Origin of the sequence: Propionivibrio soli (assembly GCF_025770765.1) — a bacterium.
Lineage (GTDB): Bacteria > Pseudomonadota > Gammaproteobacteria > Burkholderiales > Rhodocyclaceae > Propionivibrio > Propionivibrio soli.
Window position 1 is genome coordinate 34,643 of the sequence record NZ_JANZKY010000023.1, and the last position, 17,798, is coordinate 52,440.

At 57.1% G+C, this 17,798-nt stretch carries 16 protein-coding genes and 1 pseudogene; 10 read left to right on the top strand and 7 right to left on the bottom strand.

All coding sequences use genetic code 11. The features are described from left to right. The first annotated feature begins 36 nt into the window (after positions 1-36). Positions 37-918: a LysR family transcriptional regulator gene (locus NZ453_RS21130; RefSeq protein WP_263772949.1), complete on the top strand. Its 882-nt coding sequence runs from the start codon at positions 37-39 to the stop codon at positions 916-918. A 70-nt stretch (positions 919-988) separates the two neighbouring features. Here NZ453_RS21130 and NZ453_RS21135 read toward each other — a convergent pair whose 3' ends face one another. Next, a complete protein-coding gene (locus NZ453_RS21135; RefSeq protein ID WP_263772951.1) occupies positions 989-1,927 on the bottom strand; it encodes a LysR family transcriptional regulator in 939 nt (312 codons plus the stop codon). A gap of 97 nt (positions 1,928-2,024) precedes the next feature. On the opposite strand from NZ453_RS21135, the gene NZ453_RS21140 reads away from it, so the two are divergent. After that, positions 2,025-2,846: an alpha/beta fold hydrolase gene (locus NZ453_RS21140; protein ID WP_263772952.1), complete on the top strand. Its 822-nt coding sequence runs from the start codon at positions 2,025-2,027 to the stop codon at positions 2,844-2,846. Positions 2,847-3,084: 238 nt separating this feature from the next. Here NZ453_RS21140 and NZ453_RS21145 read toward each other — a convergent pair whose 3' ends face one another. Next, a complete protein-coding gene (locus NZ453_RS21145) occupies positions 3,085-3,786 on the bottom strand; it encodes an SDR family oxidoreductase (protein WP_263772953.1) in 702 nt (233 codons plus the stop codon). A gap of 1,662 nt (positions 3,787-5,448) precedes the next feature. Here NZ453_RS21145 and NZ453_RS21150 point away from each other — a divergent pair. The 5 genes from NZ453_RS21150 to NZ453_RS21170 all read left to right on the top strand — a co-directional run bounded on the left by NZ453_RS21150 (position 5,449) and on the right by NZ453_RS21170 (position 9,543). Next, complete coding sequence (locus NZ453_RS21150) at positions 5,449-6,381, top strand: hypothetical protein (protein ID WP_263772955.1); 933 nt, start codon at positions 5,449-5,451, stop codon at positions 6,379-6,381. Beyond that, positions 6,378-6,893 carry a hypothetical protein gene (locus tag NZ453_RS21155; RefSeq protein ID WP_263772957.1) on the top strand — a complete coding sequence of 172 codons (516 nt, stop codon included), beginning with the start codon at positions 6,378-6,380 and terminating at the stop codon, positions 6,891-6,893. The genes NZ453_RS21150 and NZ453_RS21155 overlap by 4 nt, the downstream gene beginning before the upstream one ends. 90 nt (positions 6,894-6,983) lie before the next feature. Beyond that, positions 6,984-7,820, top strand: a complete 837-nt coding sequence (locus NZ453_RS21160; RefSeq protein ID WP_263772958.1) for a peptidoglycan-binding protein — start codon at positions 6,984-6,986, stop codon at positions 7,818-7,820. A gap of 519 nt (positions 7,821-8,339) precedes the next feature. Then, complete coding sequence (locus tag NZ453_RS21165; protein ID WP_263772959.1) at positions 8,340-8,774, top strand: hypothetical protein; 435 nt, start codon at positions 8,340-8,342, stop codon at positions 8,772-8,774. Between the two features lie 373 nt (positions 8,775-9,147). Beyond that, complete coding sequence (locus NZ453_RS21170) at positions 9,148-9,543, top strand: PIN domain-containing protein (protein WP_263772960.1); 396 nt, start codon at positions 9,148-9,150, stop codon at positions 9,541-9,543. Between the two features lie 96 nt (positions 9,544-9,639). On the opposite strand, the gene NZ453_RS21175 is transcribed toward NZ453_RS21170, so the two are convergent. Beyond that, on the bottom strand, positions 9,640-10,386 hold the full coding sequence (locus NZ453_RS21175; RefSeq protein WP_263772962.1) for a dienelactone hydrolase family protein: 747 nt from the start codon (positions 10,384-10,386) through the stop codon (positions 9,640-9,642). A 262-nt stretch (positions 10,387-10,648) separates the two neighbouring features. On the opposite strand from NZ453_RS21175, the gene NZ453_RS21180 reads away from it, so the two are divergent. After that, positions 10,649-11,284: an SOS response-associated peptidase family protein gene (locus tag NZ453_RS21180; RefSeq protein ID WP_263772963.1), complete on the top strand. Its 636-nt coding sequence runs from the start codon at positions 10,649-10,651 to the stop codon at positions 11,282-11,284. A 90-nt stretch (positions 11,285-11,374) separates the two neighbouring features. Further along, entirely contained in the window at positions 11,375-12,514 is a 1,140-nt protein-coding gene (locus NZ453_RS21185; protein WP_263772965.1) for a sensor histidine kinase, read from the top strand. A gap of 165 nt (positions 12,515-12,679) precedes the next feature. Here NZ453_RS21185 and hflX read toward each other — a convergent pair whose 3' ends face one another. Together hflX and NZ453_RS21195 are read right to left on the bottom strand one after the other, a co-directional pair. Continuing rightward, the gene (gene hflX / locus NZ453_RS21190; RefSeq protein ID WP_263772966.1) at positions 12,680-14,026 is read right to left on the bottom strand and encodes a GTPase HflX; all 1,347 of its coding nucleotides are present in this window, start codon (positions 14,024-14,026) and stop codon (positions 12,680-12,682) included. Between the two features lie 724 nt (positions 14,027-14,750). Beyond that, positions 14,751-15,497 (bottom strand): SDR family oxidoreductase, encoded by a 747-nt coding sequence (locus NZ453_RS21195; protein ID WP_263772967.1) that lies wholly within the window; start codon positions 15,495-15,497, stop codon positions 14,751-14,753. A gap of 95 nt (positions 15,498-15,592) precedes the next feature. Between NZ453_RS21195 and NZ453_RS21200 the strand changes: the two genes are divergently transcribed. Then, positions 15,593-16,498, top strand: coding sequence for an AraC family transcriptional regulator (locus NZ453_RS21200; RefSeq protein ID WP_263772968.1), 906 nt, complete (start codon positions 15,593-15,595; stop codon positions 16,496-16,498). 486 nt (positions 16,499-16,984) lie between these two features. Here NZ453_RS21200 and NZ453_RS21205 read toward each other — a convergent pair whose 3' ends face one another. After that, positions 16,985-17,545: a hypothetical protein gene (locus NZ453_RS21205; protein WP_263772970.1), complete on the bottom strand. Its 561-nt coding sequence runs from the start codon at positions 17,543-17,545 to the stop codon at positions 16,985-16,987. 73 nt (positions 17,546-17,618) lie between these two features. Further along, positions 17,619-17,798, bottom strand: a pseudogene (locus NZ453_RS21210) (NADPH-dependent F420 reductase); the annotation flags it as partial.

Sequence of the window (17,798 nt, forward strand, 5' to 3'; positions counted from 1 at the left end):
GATTATTATTTGGAACCGATCATTTGGATTAATGGGATGGATCTACGAGACCTTCGCTATTTCGAGACCATTGCCGAGCTTGAGCACGTAGGGCGAGCCGCAGAGATACTTCATCGGACCCAGCCAGCCTTGACAGGCTGTTTACGTCGTTTAGAGGAAGCCTGTGGGGCGCCGCTGTTCGAAAAATCGGGGCGCGGTATTCGGCTAACCGCTGCCGGAAAAGTGCTGCTTAAGTGGGCGCGAAGTTTGCGTTCTCAGGTCGACGATGCGGAACGCGAAATCAGGGAGCTAGGCAACGGTATTACTGGCCATATTCGGATTGGCATCGTACCGACAGCCGCCCAGTTTCTCTTGCCCTCGGCGGTGCGCAAGATGCTCGATGAAGCCCCTAAGGTTACCTTGCGGACCGTTGTAGGGCTTTCTGATTCGCTTAAAGAGCAGCTACTGCAAGGTGATCTTGATCTGATGGTCGGTACCGAGGGGGCCGCTGAAGTCGGGCTCGTTTCCGAGGTTCTTGCGGAAGACATGATTGTCGTTGCTGCCGTTGCGGATCACGAGATTTTTCACACGGAACCAATCTTGAATAGTCTTCCGCGCTACCGCTGGGCTCTGCAGCCCGTGGGGGCTCCTACGCGTGATTGGCTGGACAGAACCTTCGACCAACTCCATCTGCCACGCCCCAAAGTACAGGTGGAAACGACCATGTTATTGATGCTGCCGATGCTGATCGCTGAAACGGGACTACTGAGCTTCATATCCCGCTTGCATCTCGAGTCGAACTCAAGCGCGTCGCGTCTCAGAGAGGTTCCGGTGAGCCAGGTGAGTATGCGCAGACGCTTGGTTGTGACCTATCGGGAAAACAGCTATTTACCTCCCGCCGCGCGTCGTTTGATAGAGCTTTTGCCACACTCCATATAGCCGGTAAGGCCGGACAGACTCTTCTAGGTTTGTCTTTGGGCCTATGGCCTGTATTTGTTGGCTCTATCGGTTAATCCTTCTGCACCCGAGCTCGCGGTATTTTGGCGCTGACTGGTTTTAGCAATGGCGCATGTTGCTCAAGAAACTCCCAAAGCCGAGTAGCGGCCGGGCCATGAGGCCGATCGCGCCGCCGCGCGGCAACGAGTTCCTCTATGACCCCGGGGAAATGCCTGCCAGCAATAGATAGCAAGCGTCCGTCTCGAAGTTCCTGCTCAATCATGAAGCGGGGGAGGTGGCCCCACGCCATGCCGTGCATGATGAGCTCCTTCTTCATTAATTGGTCGGGGACCGAACACTGGGGCGATCCATCAACGACGTAATGGGTCAGGTCCGGCGGTGTTTGCGCGGAGTCGCGTATGACGCATTGAGTCAGGCTTTGCATCTGTTGTGGCGTAATGGTCGGGCCAAGAGGAAACGGCGCGAATCCTGGAGCCACGACGGGAATCAACGCCAGGCGGCCAAGGTCGACCCACTCAATTCTTGTGTCTCCTTTCGGGACGCGATGCAAGATCAGATCGACCTCGTCGGCGAATAACCGCTCCCATGGTCCTGTTACTGTCTCGAAACTCAAATGCAACCGCGTCTGCGGGTAGGCCTTGAAGAACTGGCTTAGCAATCCGAGTGCTAAGGGGAAAGGACACAAGTCCCCAAGCACAACCCGCAGTTCGGTTTCTTCTCCCATCGCCAACTGATTGGCATAAAGCCGAAGCTCTTGCGCTTCGCGGAGCAGTAACGTCGCTTTACGATGCAAGGCCCGGCCGGCTACGGTCAGGTTTACACGATAGCCGGTTCGGTCCAGCAGCGCCACGCCGAGCTGGGCTTCCAGTTTCGCGGTGGCGGCAAACACCGACGGGTGAGAACGATGCAACTGCTCAGCCGCTGCCTGAAAACTCCCTTGGCGTACCACGGCATCAAAACATTGAAGTTCGTGTAGAGTAAAACTTGCCATTGTTTAATAAGCCTACAAAGAGTTTAAGATAATTGTAGTATCAATATGTTTCGGTCGCTCCTACGATGCAATCATCGCAAGACGAAAGGAGCTCGACATGGATAGCGGTCTTTCCTATATCACTACCGGCGACGGCGTCCGGATTGCTTATCGATTCGACGGACGCGCAGAACAACCCGTATTGTTACTCTCCAACTCGATCGGTACTGACCTGCATATGTGGGATGGCCAGATCAGCGCGTTCTCAAAGCATTTCCGGGTTCTACGTTACGATGCGCGTGGACATGGCGCTTCTGGCGTGCCTTCAGCGGAGTACTCGCTTGATCGGCTGGGCCGCGATGTTCTTGAATTGCTCGATGCGCTGCGCATCGATGAGGTCAACCTGCTCGGCCTCTCTCTCGGTGGGATCGTCGCTCAATGGATAGCGATCCATGCCCCGCACCGGATTGCTAGTCTTGTTCTCTCGAATACGGCTGCTTACCTTGGGCCGGCGGATATGTGGGACCGGGTTATCATAGACCTGCTTCGGGCGCCGGATATGGTTGAAACGGCCGAGAGGTTTCTCAAGAACTGGTTCCCTCCCCGGATGCTGGAAGAGCCTGCACCGATCGTGAACGCCTTCCGCCAAGGACTGCTTGCTACGCGCAAAGAAGGTATCGCGGGTAGTTGGGTGGCTGTGCGGGATGCTGATCTCCGCCGTACGATCGCTTTGATCGATTGCCCGACGCTTGTTATCGCAGGAGAGAACGATACGGTGACTTCTCTTCAACACGGCAAGGAGATCGCTTCGACAATTCCTAGGGCACGGCTGCATGTGATGCCCGCGGTTCATTTGTCTAACATTGAGCACCCGGACCGATTCGCTGACATCGTATTAGCGTTCCTTCTTGGGGGAACATCACGACAACCGGAGGAGTGAGCCGGGTGATTGCGAGAGATGCCGGTCCTCGAATCATCGGTCCAAGGGGCTGAGCGGGGCGTGATCCTTCTATTCGGCCGATTATGCCGTAAGTATGAGCGTTTCACGTAAGCAATGCAGAGCGTCTGCCATGACGACAAGGTATTCATGGGCAGGTGCATCGGGCTAATCTGTCGGCCGATAGGGGCCGTAGAAATCCGTATTGCCAAGGCTGGGCCGGCCAAAGAGGGGGCATTCGTCAGGCGTTTTTCAGCTTCCAGCCACCGTCACAATCAAGAATGGTGCCAGTGACAAAGGTATTCTGAGTAACAAACATGATTGCGCTGGCTAAGTCTTCGGGATTGCCAACGCGGCCGACTGCAACTTCGCTCGCCAGTTGCTCAAACAATTCTTTCTTTGCGGCTTCCGGAACACGAGACCACCATGGCGTATCGACGACACCAGGCACCACCGCGTTAACACGCGTCGGCCGAAGCTCTGAGGCCAAGATGGGAACCATTGCCTCCAGTGCTGCGTTGATGGCCGCAAGACCCGCCGTCCCGGGTTTAAGGGCACGCGATGAGATTGCTCCCACGAAAGTTATCGACCCAGCTGGATTGAGGGTGGGCAGGGCTGCCTTTGCGCAGGAAATTTGGGGCCAGAACTTGCCTTCAAATCCGTTCCGTAGGTCATCGAGGTCAAGCTCGCGAAAGAGCCCGGCGCCCGATGAACCAGAGACACAGAGCACTAAGTGGTCGAGGTGGCCCTGTGCCCGGAAAAAACGCTGAACTGAACCCGAATCGCTGGCGTCAAGTTGAACAGTCGTAGCACCGACCAACTGAGCAGCGGCAAACTTGGCCGGATCGCGACCGGCGGAAACAACCGCATGCCCAGCCTCAACGGCCATCTTGGCGGTAGCAAGGCCAATCCCAGAGGTGCCGCCAATAATGATGTACTTCATGCTGCCTCCCAATAAGCTTTATGCACCAGATACCAAATATGCGACTGCACGAACAACCGTGAGTTTCCTTTTTTTTCTGAGGAGTCACATATCAATCATGTCGATGCCCAAACATTGCTTGTGCCCTCGCTCTGCCCCTGGCTCGTGAAACGCAAAACGGATGTTCGGGCCCATATGACTGTTGTTAAACCATCGTAGTTTGCAGAAGACACGACGACTTATGCGCAGGTTAATTAACCAGTCGACTCTCTTGCAACCTTTCTCGATCCCTATACCGAGGACCGAGGACGAGAGAGATACGTGAGCGGATTAATGGGGCCGCTTTTGATCGCTACCGGACGTTATTAGTCGGTGGCGTGAAGTTGCGCTTTGGCCGAATTTCTGACGAAAGAGGAATCATGTTAAAGGGCCTCTTCAGGTATGCCTACCTATGCTCATCTCACGACGGGGATACCTGAAAGGAGACGAACTAACGTGGATTGCCTATCGGTTCCAGTTTTCGCGAAGACGGACCGCAACTGAGTGCGCACTGTCGGCATCTTCAGTCCGTTGTGAACCGCGTACTGTTCCAAAGACTCCCCGTGGCAAACGGCTCGAGCTAGTCGCGCCTCGGAAGTTGAGAGTCCAAAGAGTTCCATCAACTGCCGCGCGGTCGCAAATCGCCTACGATCGAGTCGAGCGATCAAGCAAATAACTTCGGCATGCAACTCAGCACCACGCTCCGTGTAGTGCGTACTTAGTTCAGGCACCCGCACCAAGGACACACTTAGCCGTTGATCTGGATGGTCAACAGCGTGAACAAGCAAATTGGTCTTGCCCGAGTTTATGGCTTTCGAGATTGCGTCCGAGAAACGCGCCTGACACATTGAGTCGCTACAACAAAGTCGTCCATCACGAATGCTGATTGCATCGTTGTTTTGGAGGAACGCTAGTCCGTGCGTATTGTACTGAACGACATGTGCGGAACTGCTTAACACGACAGTCGCGACATGTGCCGAACAGTGGTGGATCGCCGTACGTTCGACAAATTCTTGGATAGCGCGACAGCGCTGCAGAAACGCTGCTTCCTGACTGGAAGTGGCACGCATATCGTCCAGAAATGCGCAGTCGATGCACTGACTCGCTCGCGCGGACGACAGCTCGCATGGGTTACGTACCTTCCTGCAACGTGGGGCAGGGCGATCATTTGCGCTCGACTCAATGAGCGAAGCAATTGTGTTCTTCTGAACAACAGAAAGTCTTGAATCTTCAAAAAAACCATACGGATCTTTGACCATCCGATCCTCCCGCCATCAGCAGGTTAAGTCATGGCTCCCTTGTCAGCTTCATTCTTGATTATGTGCATCCCGTAATCATTCATTTGGATGATGCGACGAGTATAGGCCATCACGTAGTCTGCATACCAAATCGATTAGGACAGATATGTTTCGAAGAACGTCTGCTTTCCGTTGGGCAGTAATGTCAGGTTGGCAAGCTGGACGTAAGGGTAAGGATAGGCAGACCCCGGCCAAGAGCAGGCGTAGAAGGTAACGTCGAGATTCCTGTTTCTACCGTCAGGCGAATGGCCGGTTTACAGCAAGCCATTTGAATCCCGCTTTGCCCCGGCTCGGCCAGGAAGATCGGCATTGCAACGCAAGTACCGAACTCCAAGGGAGTCAAGCAATGAAGTGTCTTATCGGTGTATTCCTGCTGGTTTTCGTCACAGGCTGCGGCAGCCTTCCGGACGCGAAGCCCTTTGCTGAAGCGACTGGCACGATGTCGGGGTTCGTGAAGGCGTCGGGGCAGGCACTGACCGACTCATTGCGCGACGAGGGCAGCTTGCTACCCGAGAACAAGACCAAGTACGAGGACGACATCAAGAAGTTCGACACGGCTTGGGAGGTCCGGATCAAGGCGGTGGAGGGAGCCGTTGCCTACTCGAACGCAATAGCGGATGTCATTGCCGCGGCGGGAGAAACCCGCGAAACCATCAACAAGGTTGCAGATTCCCTCAGTGCGCTCGCTGGCGCCACAGGAATCGCCTTGCCGACAGCACCGATCATCGGGGTGGCGAAGGATATCGGTGAGTTCCTGGCCGCGCGCATCGCAACGGTGAGGGCGTCCCACAAGCTCGAAGAGGCTCTAGCGCAAGCGCAACCGGCCGTCGACAAGATCGCGGAGAATCTCGTCCGGGAATCGAATGGGGAACTCAAGCCAATTCTGGAAGATGTTCACAAGAACATACTTAGCGCGATCAATAGCACCTACGGTGCCGACGACGACTTCGCCGGCCAGCTCAAGCGCCTCCTCCTCCAGGCACGTACTGAGGCGCTTAGGGACTTGAGCAAAGCGTCTGCGCTGCAGGAGATCGATCGAATGGGGGCCGTGGTGTCGGCGAGGCTCAAGGAACGAGATCAAAAGCGGGATCAAGCCGCTGCCGCCTATAAGGCCCGTCTTCAACTCGTGAATGGATTGTCGACAGCCACCCTCGCCTGGGCGGCCGCTCATCGTGATCTGGCGGCCGCGATAAAAGAAAAACGTAAGGTCAGCACGGCGGAATTGCAGGCAACTATTATTGAACTCAGGGAACTCATCAAGAAGGTGAGGGCGCTATGACATTCTCTGAACTTGATTCCATAGACTGGGATACGTTTGAGACTACCGGGAACTGGATAAAACTGCTGAACGACCTGTTGGGACTGACCGACATCGTCGAGCCCGCAAAACAGGCGCAACTGGCGGACAAGCTTGATGAGTTCGCGGACCACTCTACCTCGGAGGATCTGGCGACCATAACGAAGCTCGATGCCTCCGCCAGGAAGGCCGCCCGCGCGCTGCGGGACAAAGACGTCACGCGACGTATCCAAGCGCTGTCCGCTGCGTCGACTGATTTCCAGACTGCCGTAAAGGACTTTTCGGTTGCGACCACTACCCTGAAGAAGGAGGCGACCGTACTGCGACTTGAAAAAATCAACGCGGCGGCTACGTCGCTGACAAGCACGATCTCTTCGCTGAAGAACTTGGCACTTGCGATCGACAGCCAGGATGACAAAAAGCTGACGGATGCCATTAACCAGACCATCAAGAGCGCTCAGTCCTTGCGCGAGATCCTGGAGAAAACGAACTGAGTTGCGGCAGACCCTCAGCCAGGAATTCATACTCTCCCGGAAGCAGCGCAACTGCAGCAGGTATTCCTCCTACGGACACGAGGTGACACGATGCCGGACCCGATCCTGAAACGACGCGACCAGGGCGATGACGTAGTACTGGCGCAAGACCTTTTGAACCGCGATGGTGCCATCCTTGACGAGGATGGCGACTTTGGAGCCGCGACCGAGCGCGCTGTGCACGAGTTCCGGCGCAAGAACGGGCTCTTGGACATCGGGGTGATCGATAGCGATGTTTGGCCGCTATTGCGCATGCTGCCAGAACCGTCGCCGACAATTCCTACCCGTGCTGTCGCGTTCATCGCTCGTGAGGAGGTCGGTGGGCGTGAGTTCTACGATACGCATGCCGTGCACCCAGAATGGCCGGGTGGCGATAGCGGGGTCACCATTGGGGTTGGCTATGATCTCGGGTTCCAGGAAAACTTTGAGGCCGACTGGCGCGATCTGCTCGCGCCCGCCGACCTGGAGGCACTGCGCCCGTGGTTAGGACGGAAGGGTGATGCTGTGGCATCTGCTCCCTCGCAGTTACGGAGCATCACGATTCCGTGGGCGGCGGCTTGGCTCGGTTATGTGCGGAGAACGCTACCGCAGCAGCTGGCGCTGACACAGCAAACCTTTCCTGTGGATGGCGGCAAGGTCCTCCCGCCGCTCTGCCTAGGTGTCCTCGTGAGCTTGGTTTACAACCGGGGACCAAAACTGACTGATGAGCCTGGCTCGGATCGACGGAGGGAGATGCGCGAGATCCGGAATGCATTGTCCGACGGCAACTTCGCTTCCGTCCCGAATCTGCTGCGGAGCATGTCCAGGCTCTGGCCAATTTCCAACGGCGTCCACAATCGCCGCTTACGGGAGGCAGCGCTGTTTGAAATAGGGTTACAGGCAGCCTGAGGCGTCGCACGAATCGCTTGTGGCTGCCTGATGGATAAGCGAGTCCAAGAAAAATCGAGGAATCCTGATGAGCGCATCGCTCGCTAAGATCTCCGGTCTTAGCCGCTCAATCGTACTTGCCGCCGTAACGGTCATGCTCCTTGGGATGTCTGAGGTTGGCGCGTCGGCGGAGCAGCCTGCCGCCGAGCCGGCCACCACGGCTGCACCCGGTGTAAAGAGCAGGCATGTCACCGCATTCAAGCCGAGGACCTCGCTTCAGCTCCTCTCAGCTCCAGACAGATACCTCTCGCTCTGGCGTACGCCGCTCATGCTTTCGACCGGCGCAGTCGGCTATGTGGTGTTTCTGTTGGGGCGTGTGCGCCTGACAAATTTGTTCATTGTATGTCGTTAGGATAATGCAACCGCGGTCCAATTTTCCATCGAGAGGGACCGCCCACACGCTGTGCTTGTGGGTTTCCTTCGCGGCTTCGCCGCTGCGGCGGCACCTCACGTCAGACGTTAGCCAACTAAGGAGGCTCCATGAATCCAAACGAAATCATTGGTAAGGTTAGCGACCTATCTCAAGCAGAGCAGACGAATCTATATAAAGGCATTCTGTCCTATATCCCACCTGAAATTGCTTCCGCCGAATTGGGGACCTACCTCTCGACAAAGTCTCCTGAGGAAAAGAGCAAAGCAGCTGCACAGTTCAGCGCAACCTTGAGTATGACGTCGACTGTCGGTGTGCCGACGCAACGAGCGCGGGATCGGCTCTGGCTCATCGTCGTTACTGCATTCGCACTAGTGCTTGTTGGTGGCTTTGTAACGCTCGCAGTTGGGGTATTTCAGCCTCCCGCACAAAACGGTGTTAAGCCCGAGTTGATCCTCACGACCTTTACCAGCGTCGTAGGCTTTTTGGCAGGCCTATTCGTCCCTAGCCCAACCAATCGCAACAATAGCAACCAAGATGGCTAGCCCTTCGTTGCACGGGACGCTCCGTCTATCGGCGGCGCGTCCCGTGAGCTCCAATGTTGAACGTCAGCCTTAAGGTCGCGGAGCCATGTGATGTCCTAGCCGTAGCGGCCATCAGCCATCATGGACGGTGAACGGCAGGTAACCGTCCGATAGCTGACTATTTCTGGCCAGACCTCTAAGGTCAGCATTGGCCGAACTCCTGAGAAAGGAGGAACAATGTCAAACCCTGCAGGGCAGGACGCAACCTGCCGCGTAACCGTCACCGCGCTCGCTCTACTTCTGGTCGAGCAAGGCAGTCTGCGTCACGTGTGAAGATGACTGCTGACCCGACGCGGTGCTGCAGCGAACTGGCGTCAGGAGGAGGACGACTTTAGTGAAGTTTGTTATTGGCCCGGATGTGGCGATGTGGCTCGCGGAGCAGCGAGCCCAAGTGCCGGCGCAGCACAAGCTGTTGGCGCCGACATTGCTGCGCTCGCAAGTCCTCGCATGGTGCTATCGCGAAGTGCAAGCCGGTCGCTTGGCGCGCAAGGAAGCTGACGCAAGATTGAACTACTTGCGCGCATTGAAGATCCGGTTGCTTGGGGATCGTGTGCTCCAGCACTCAGCATGGAGCTTGGCCGAACAGTTGGGGTGGCCTGACACCTTTGTGGCGGAGTACCTCGCTCTCACGACGCTGCAGGCTCATGCTTTTGTGACGCGCGACGAGCAATTGGCGCAGGAGATCGGACTTCTGGTCCGTGTTGTCCCGCCGGAGGATCTGCTTCGGTGAGCTTGGCTAGAGGCTTTTGTGCTGCCAAGTGTGCGGTGAGCGCCGAGCACCCAAAGGTGCCTAAATACTGTGAGTGGTCCTTCCTAAGCCCTTAATCTATCGATGCGCCAAATGGGAACCAAAAAAGCGCGCTATTCGTTCTCGCGCGTCCTTCTCGTCGGCGCCCCTAAAGCCATGCTTTGCCCCGCGGTAGATCCTCAGCTCGACTGAAGGGGCGCGAGTCTTTACGAACGACTTCGCGGCATAAGCCTCGTCAACCGGAACGACGTTGTCGGCATCCCCATGGAGTATGAGTGTCGGGGGGAGGTGGGCTAGGCGATCTTTCATCTGCGTCGGAATTCCGCCATAGGCAGCGACAAGCGCGGCGACCTTGCTGTTCGTTCCTGCAACGGCGATTGCAAGAAAGCCTCCCTGAGAGAAGCCCAGCAAACCGATTTGGCGAGCCGTGACACCCTCGTGGCTCATCAGATAATTTATGACCTCGCCCACGGAGTCCACCCACGGACCGAAGCGCTCTGCATAGTAAGCCTGCTTCGCCTCCCCCTTTGCTTTAGTCATTACCTTGAGATCCTTCGCGCTGTAATAAAGTACGGCGCAGACTTCATTGCCCTGTGCAACGAGAGTTGACGCATAGGATTCATAGGCTGATTGAAAAGCCACAAACCCGGATTGCCCGTGTAGAAGAAGGACAAGAGGCCGCTTCGCTGAACTCGCCTCGCCATAACAACGAACCGACACGGGGCCCTGGCGTCCACTAATCTCCAATACCTTCACGTTTATTGCTGCGGCCGCCGCCGTACCGGAAAGGCAGAGCAATAACGAAAAAATCAGTGCTATACGCATGAAGAAACCACGAAAAAGAAACCGTCGGATTCTGGCGTGAAGCCATTTGGATTACAACAGGCGACTAATGGATTTGGCATGCCGCCATGCCAATGTTTTGGCCGGGGTGGAGGCTTTGTCGCAAAGTCGCGGTCAAGGCGTGGTCGGAGTCCCTCTTGCACGCACGAAAATTGCCGCATCTCTCCATCCTACCTGCATCGACTGATGATTCGCGGTTCCTTCGTGGATCGTGTTTCCGGCGTCTCCTGAAGAGGAAGAGGTAATGTGTTCAAGCTACCAGCCTACCGTACGCACGGCGTTAGCGCCCTACGGTCGGCCGTTGCCGGCCTTCGCGTATGCGTTCGACTGCGGCCCGGGGGAGGTGGCGCCCTTTCTGGCCAACGAGCGGCCCGACGAGTGGCTGCCGGGCGAGTTCGGCTTTGTCGTACACGCGCCGACACCCGGCCCGGACTGGCGTGCTTACAACGCGCCTGCGGAAACCGCGGCGTCCGCGCCCCGTTACCGTGCCCCGTGGCGACACCGCCAACTGGCCATCATTCCGGTACAAGCCTTCTTTGCCCGGCGCTACAACAGCAACGGCACCCAGTACGCCCGCTGGCGCATCGCCCGGCAGGATGGCCGTCCCTTCGGCTTGGCGGGCATGTGGGATCGGCATGTCGACGGTGACGTATCGCGCTGGTCCTTCTCGCTGCTGACCGTCAACGCCGACCACCATCCCTTGATGTCACGCTTTTGTCCCCCGGGTGAAGAAAAACGCAGCGTCGTAGTCCTCGCCGACGAAGAATGGAACGCCTGGTTGAGCGCGCAGTACGAGGCTGACCTATGGAGTTTCCTGCGCCTATTCGATCCCGATGTGATGCAGGTGCAGGCCGATCCAGGGATGGCCTCCGCCAAGTGAGATCGACCGCAACACCTGAACTCCCCTCCCAGGGGCAAGTCTAACAGGCATAATCTGCGTTCAAGCGGACGGGTAAGGTGGAGGACCTAAATGGCCGAACGACTCGCCGATTTCATCGGGCACAACATCGAACCCATCGTAGCGCAATGGGAAGCCTTTGCCCGCATCCAGTTGCCGGCGGCGGCGAAGATGGGGACGCTCACGCTGCGCGACCATGCCGAGGAGATTCTCCAAGCCATCGCCAAGGACCTGCGCGAGCCGCAGAGTCGCGAACAGCAGTCACAGAAGTCCAAGGGCCTCGCGCCTATGGTTGGGAATGCCCCCGAGACGGCCGCGCAGACGCACGCCCTCTTGAGAGCCCACAGCGGCTTCGACGTGCGGCAACTGGCGGCGGAATACCGGGCACTGCGGGCAAGCGTCCTGCGCTTGTGGATGGACGACTGTGGCGCCAATGTACCCCATCTCGACGACGTGATTCGGTTCAACGAGGCCATTGACCAAGCCTTGGCTGAATCGCTCGACTTCTTTACCGTGCGCGTCGAGCAGTCGAGAAACCTCTTTCTCGGCATGTTGGGTCACGACCTGCGCAGTCCCCTGCAGAGCATTCAAATGACGGCAACGTATTTGGGCGCACTCAACGTGGGGGAGGAGATATCGGCAGCGGCCAAACGCCTCATCGGCAGCGGTGCGCGCATGCACGCACTCCTGGACGACCTGCTCGACTTCAACCGCGCGCAACTCGGACTTGGGATTTCCGTAACGCCAACCCCGGTGGATCTCGCCAGCCTGTGCGCTGACGAAGTGAACGAACTCTGTTCGGCCTACCCCGGCCAGACGATTGAGTTGCAGGTGACGGGCGATGTTCGGGGCACGTGGGACGGACGGCGCCTGCGCCAACTCCTGAGCAACCTCGTGATCAATGCCGTGAAGTATGGAGACCCCGGCACCCCCGTGCACGTGCGCCTGATCGGTGAAGGGAATCCGATCCGGATCGAGGTCAGCAACACGGGCGAGGCCATCGATTCAGACGTGTTGGAGAGCCTCTTTGAACCGCTCCGGCGCGGTGTGCACGACGGCAGCGACCGGAGTAGCCTGGGCCTGGGGCTTTATATCGCCCGCGAGATCAGCAAAGCGCACGGGGGCGACGTTGAGGCGCATTCGGATCATGGGGAAACCGTGTTCCGGGTGCGTCTGCCGCGGCTGCTCACGCTTCCAGAAGGGCAGGAGTAGATGAGTGTTCGGCCACTGCCGACGTTCGACTCGCCCGTGAGAGTGATTGGTTTAGGTAACGAAGCAGACTGACTCCAAAGTCAGTGGCGATTCACGCCGCCTATTGTTCATCGTCGGCGTTGTCCGTACGCGGTAATTTGGCAGGAGCCAGGCCTTGAGTGATCGTCATGACGCTTGCGAAAACCGCCGGCGCAGGCTTTCCAGCAGGTCGTGGTCGCCACGGACACGAAAAATCGCACCCCCAACATCGGCTTTTTCCTCCAATACTTCACAGCTTGCGTAGAGTTCTCCCCGCAGCTGTTGCGCTGACCACGGGAGAAGAAGTTCGATTTCGACGAGATCTCTCTGGAAAAAGCGAACAATCATCTGGCGTAGCCGCACGACATCATCCGGACGGCGAGCGCTCATCACCATACAATCCGGGTACCGTTCTCTGAGCATTACTTCGCGTTCAACTTGCGCAGCACGGTTGCCGAGGCAATCGATCTTGTTGAAAACAAGAAGGCGTGGCACCGCGGTGGCGCCAATTTCATCAAGTACGTTGTCAGTCACTCCAAGTTGACGTTCAAACCCGGCATCGCTGGCATCCACCACGTGAAGTAACAGCGATGCATCCAGTGCTTCTTCCAGCGTTGATTTGAAGGATGCCACTAGGTCGTGCGGTAGGTTCTTGATGAAGCCGACGGTATCGCTGACGAGTACCCGAGGAACGCTCTCCGGTTGAAGCGTGCGCACCGTCGTATCGAGCGTGGCAAACAGCTTGTTAGCAACCAGGACTTCGCTTCCTGTGAGCGCGCGCATGAGTGTGGACTTGCCGGCGTTCGTATACCCAACGAGCGCGGTGCACGCCAATCCTTGGCGCTCTTGTCGCCGTGAGCGCTGTATCTTCCGCTCGGCATCCATCGCGATGATCTCCTGCTGGAGTTCGGCAATCCGGTCACGAATCTTGCGGCGGTCCAACTCGGTATGCGATTCACCGGCTCCACGTCCGCCCATGCCGCTACGTTGCCGTCCTTGCGGCCCCGCAAGCTTCGCCGCTTCGCGCAAGCGCGGCGCCATGTAGCCGAGGCGGGCAATTTCTACCTGAGCTCTTGCGGCTCGGGATCTGGCGTTCCGATGGAAAATCTCAAGGATGACCATCGTGCGATCCATCACCTCGCAGCCAATCTCATTCTCGAGGTTTCTGGCCTGTGACGGCGAAATCTCGTGGTCCACAAGGATCGCGTCGATGACTACATTCCCGCCATGCGCCTCCTCCAATAGGGCGTCATCGGTCCCCGTTTCGTTGTTCACGAAACGGCGTATTTCCTCGCGCTTGCCGGCGCCCATGTAGGCTGTCGTATCGAACCCCGGGCGCTTCTGCGTGAAGGTATGAACCACTTTGAACCCCAGTGTTTTCGCCAGGTCGCGTAATTCAGCGAGCGATGCTTCGAACTCAGTGTCGTTCACACTCGGCCGTTGAACGGCAGCAACCACGGCGTATTTGAGGGCTTCGTTAGCGTCCGTCTGCATTCGGGGAAAGCTTTCTTTGAGGGAGAGGTTTAGCAATGGTAACCGCCAACTCCGCTTTCGCCCGCTTTAAGCGAATGGCGGTCCGGCGTGTTGGCAGGCGAGTGTACTGGATTGGATGCCGCTGATTCATTTTCATTTTTGGGTCACGTTTCCCGTCGTGCCGCCAATCCTGAAAATGTGGCGGTTTCCAGCTGCACGAGTGGTGACGCCTTTGTGATTGCGCAAAAGCGGTCGGGAAAATCAGACTTTCGGCATCTGGAAAATCGCAGCCAAGCTTCATCGGACGCCGCATCGTCGCCTGCAAAAAAATCGGGGGCGATATATTTGAGCCGACAACTTGGCACTCAGCCTTGCGTGAAACTCAACATAAAGCCGAGAAGCTCTCCGTCATTGCGGCTCCGTACGAAGTGATGGTGGCGATCGGTCGTCAGGAACGGTGGCTCCACTCGGTCACCGTCCATAGATTTCTTAGACAGCGTCTGACAGTTTAGGGTGGGGAGCCGGACTACGCTGTTAATGAAAGCGGCCATTGATTACCGCCGGCGGTTGAGCGGCAGTTAACCGGCTCACAGCCGCCCGATTGTCGCCTTCGCCCGAACGTCTGTTTTGGCCGAGTTGTTCACCTAGGCCATCTTGCAAATTTCGGACTACTGAGGACCTACGAGAATACGATACGCCCACGACTGCAGCGTATCGTATTCTCAACGTCCGATTCAAACTCCAACTAATTTCGGTTGAACCATTCAATCGCATCTGCGCCGGCGGGAAGGCGGAATGCCGTCGGAGCGTCTTGCACGGCTTGCCAAACCACTTCGGCCACATCAACCGCACGCGTCACCGGACCGTCGTAGTTCTGAAATCCCGAAAGCATCGCGTTCATTGCCGCGGCGTAGTCATTGGGAAATGCCTGCGCGACTCGCTCATGCGCGTTGCTGGCAAATGCGGTTTCCGGTGCCATGCCAGGCAGGACGACGCCGACCTTGATGTTGAATTCCTCGAGTTCCAGCGCCAGTGACTTTGTGAATGAGACGATCGCCGCCTTGCTGGCTGTGTAGACCGAAAGCAAGGGCAGGGTTTTTAACGTGACCGATGACGCGATGTTAACGATGATGCCTGCTTTGCGTGTCCGAAACTGCGGCAGGAATGCCTGCGTGACGGCCATCGTGCCGAAGGTATTCGTCTCAAAAACATCCCGTACGGCATCCATCGACAGGCTCTCAAACGGTCCAAGCATGCCAACCCCAGCGTTGTTTACCAGGACATCGATCGGCCCCGCCTCCTCGACCGTACGACGAATGCTTTCCGCATCAGTGACGTCCAGTCTCAAGAGACGCAAGTGCTCGGACTGCGGCAAAACCCCGTCTCGAGGCGTTCGCATCGTGGCAACGACTTTCCAGTTTCGGTCCAAAAAGTACTTGGCCATTTCCAGACCGAATCCGGAAGAGCAGCCTGTGATGAGTATGGTTTTCATGTTGATCCTTTCATTGCGAGAGAGACACAACGATAGTCGGCACTAAACAAACCATCCACAATCAAACGTCCATAATTTATTGGCAGAAGTCCGGAATGGTTGAGCCTCTGACGTCCGTTGTTGCGCATCTTCAGCCGAAGATGGCGTACTCAAAAATTGTGACCGGTGCCGGACGCTGGGGCGTGCGCGGTGAATTCGACGATGCGCCTTTGTGCTGTTGCGTGGTTCTGGAAGGGAAAATGCACTACGAAGTCGATGGATCGACGCTGGTCGTGGAAGCGGGGGACTTCGTCCTGATTCCGTCGGTGTCAAAATTCTCGGCCTTCAGTTTCGACCCTCCCGGCGAAGACGAATGGCAGTCGGCACCCGCCAAACTTGCGAACGGAGAGCATCGCAATGGCGTGGTCGAGGCCGAGGCCGATGTGAGAACGCTGGTCGGCTTTTGCCACCTGACATCGCCAGACGCCACGTTGCTTTTGACGCTGCTACCGAAGCTTGTTCATATTCGCGGTGATGTTCGCCTGTCTGCACTGGTCCAACTCGTCATCGATGAGTCACGCTCACAACGACCCGGCCGGGATGTGGTACTGGAACGTCTATTGGAGGTCTTGCTCATTGAAGCGCTACGTTCCTCTAGCAATGCCGTGACATCGCCGGGCCTGTTGCGTGGGCTCGCCGATATCCGCCTGGCGAACGCAATCCGGCGCATCCATGAAAACCCCGAAATACCGTGGACAGTCGCGCTTTTGGCAAAGGAATCGGCGCTGTCCCGGTCCGTTTTTTTCGAGCGATTCAGGGCCGCTGTGGGCGTCACACCGATGGACTACCTGCTGTCGTGGCGGATGGCCTTGGCAAGGAATTTTCTCGAACGAAAGAAAGCAATCACAGAAGTAGCGGCGCTCATCGGATACAGTTCATCAAGCACTTTTAGCGTTGCCTTCGCCCGCCACACGGGTATGCCGCCTGGCCAGTATTCCAAATCGCGGCAAATGCAAGAGTAGCGAATACCTTCAGTGTGTCTGCAACAGCATGAATTCTTCCCTCACGGACACTTTCGCAGCCAGTACTGTCCATTCGCTGTTTCTGGAAACCGGCCCCTGAGTGCCTGTTCCGATCTGGATACTGGTATAGGGGATAGGTGAGCAACTCGGCCGAGCCGCCTCCCCATCTCGCAGGGCTGAATTAGGTCGCAAAGCAGAAGGTCAATACTGTCTAGGAAAGTCGGAGCGATTCATCGGGCCTGAGCGGTGGCTTCGCAGAATCAGCCGCGTTTGGCATAGGGGAACAGGAGATCTTTGCCACACAGATTGCGGTCTTCGACAGTCGTCAGAGTTAGATCGGCAGATAGCTGGCACATAGCCTGCCTGAATTTGGACAGAGGCCGAACGTCGGCAAAGGCCGACATGCCGAAATAGATCACCAACATCTTTCAGAGCGAAGCCAACCACCGAATCATCCTTGTGGGCCGGAGTCCCGACCGGTGATGGTCAGCGCCAGGCGGCCTCGTGCTTGGTTCCGACGTAAGTAACGTCAGGGAACCGCAAATGGTGCATGAGTTCGCGCAGAATCAGAACCCGCGCCGCGAATTCACCGTCCGTGGGAATCTTCGCATAGGAAATCGGTTGCCCTTCAGCCGCCGCCACCAGGCGACCAAAAACACCTTCCACGGCCGCGATATTCAAAGATACCGTACCGCCAATCTCCTTGAGTCCAGCCTGAACCGCGATCTCCCCGATGGCGGTGTCGGTTGTGAAGAGCCGAAAGTGCTTCCCGCCTACCTTATAAGCGGTGGCGATTTCGTCTTCAACCTGTTGAATCGCCCTCTCCAACGCAAGCGGCGTGGGTAGCCGGTCATTGAAGTATTCCTGCGCAATTCCCGAGGTGCCAAGCGAAAGCACAAGAACCTCATCCTGATCGATCGTGTCGCCGAAAGCGATGGCCGTTTGTTCTTCGCCCAAGTGTAAGACGGCGATGGCCCCCTCCGAGACATGATTCCGGATGAAAGAAGTGCTTTGCAGAATGTGGCTCGTGATGGCTGAGTGGTTCATCTTTGGCTCAAGGACACCGCGGCAGCTCCACCGGTTAGTTGAAACCGGGGAGAGCCGTCGGCGAATGGCTGTTTCAGGACTTCCGCATCCACGTGGGGGCGATGGCTGTGCCGAGGCCGGCGCCGTAGCCGAAATAGATGTTCAGCCCAGCCAGCGGCTCAAGATAGCGGGCGTTCTTCAAGCCTCCGGCATCAACCGGCGAAAACCCCAGGCTTGAGGCCAATTCCGTCGCGATGCGTTTGGCGCGGGCACT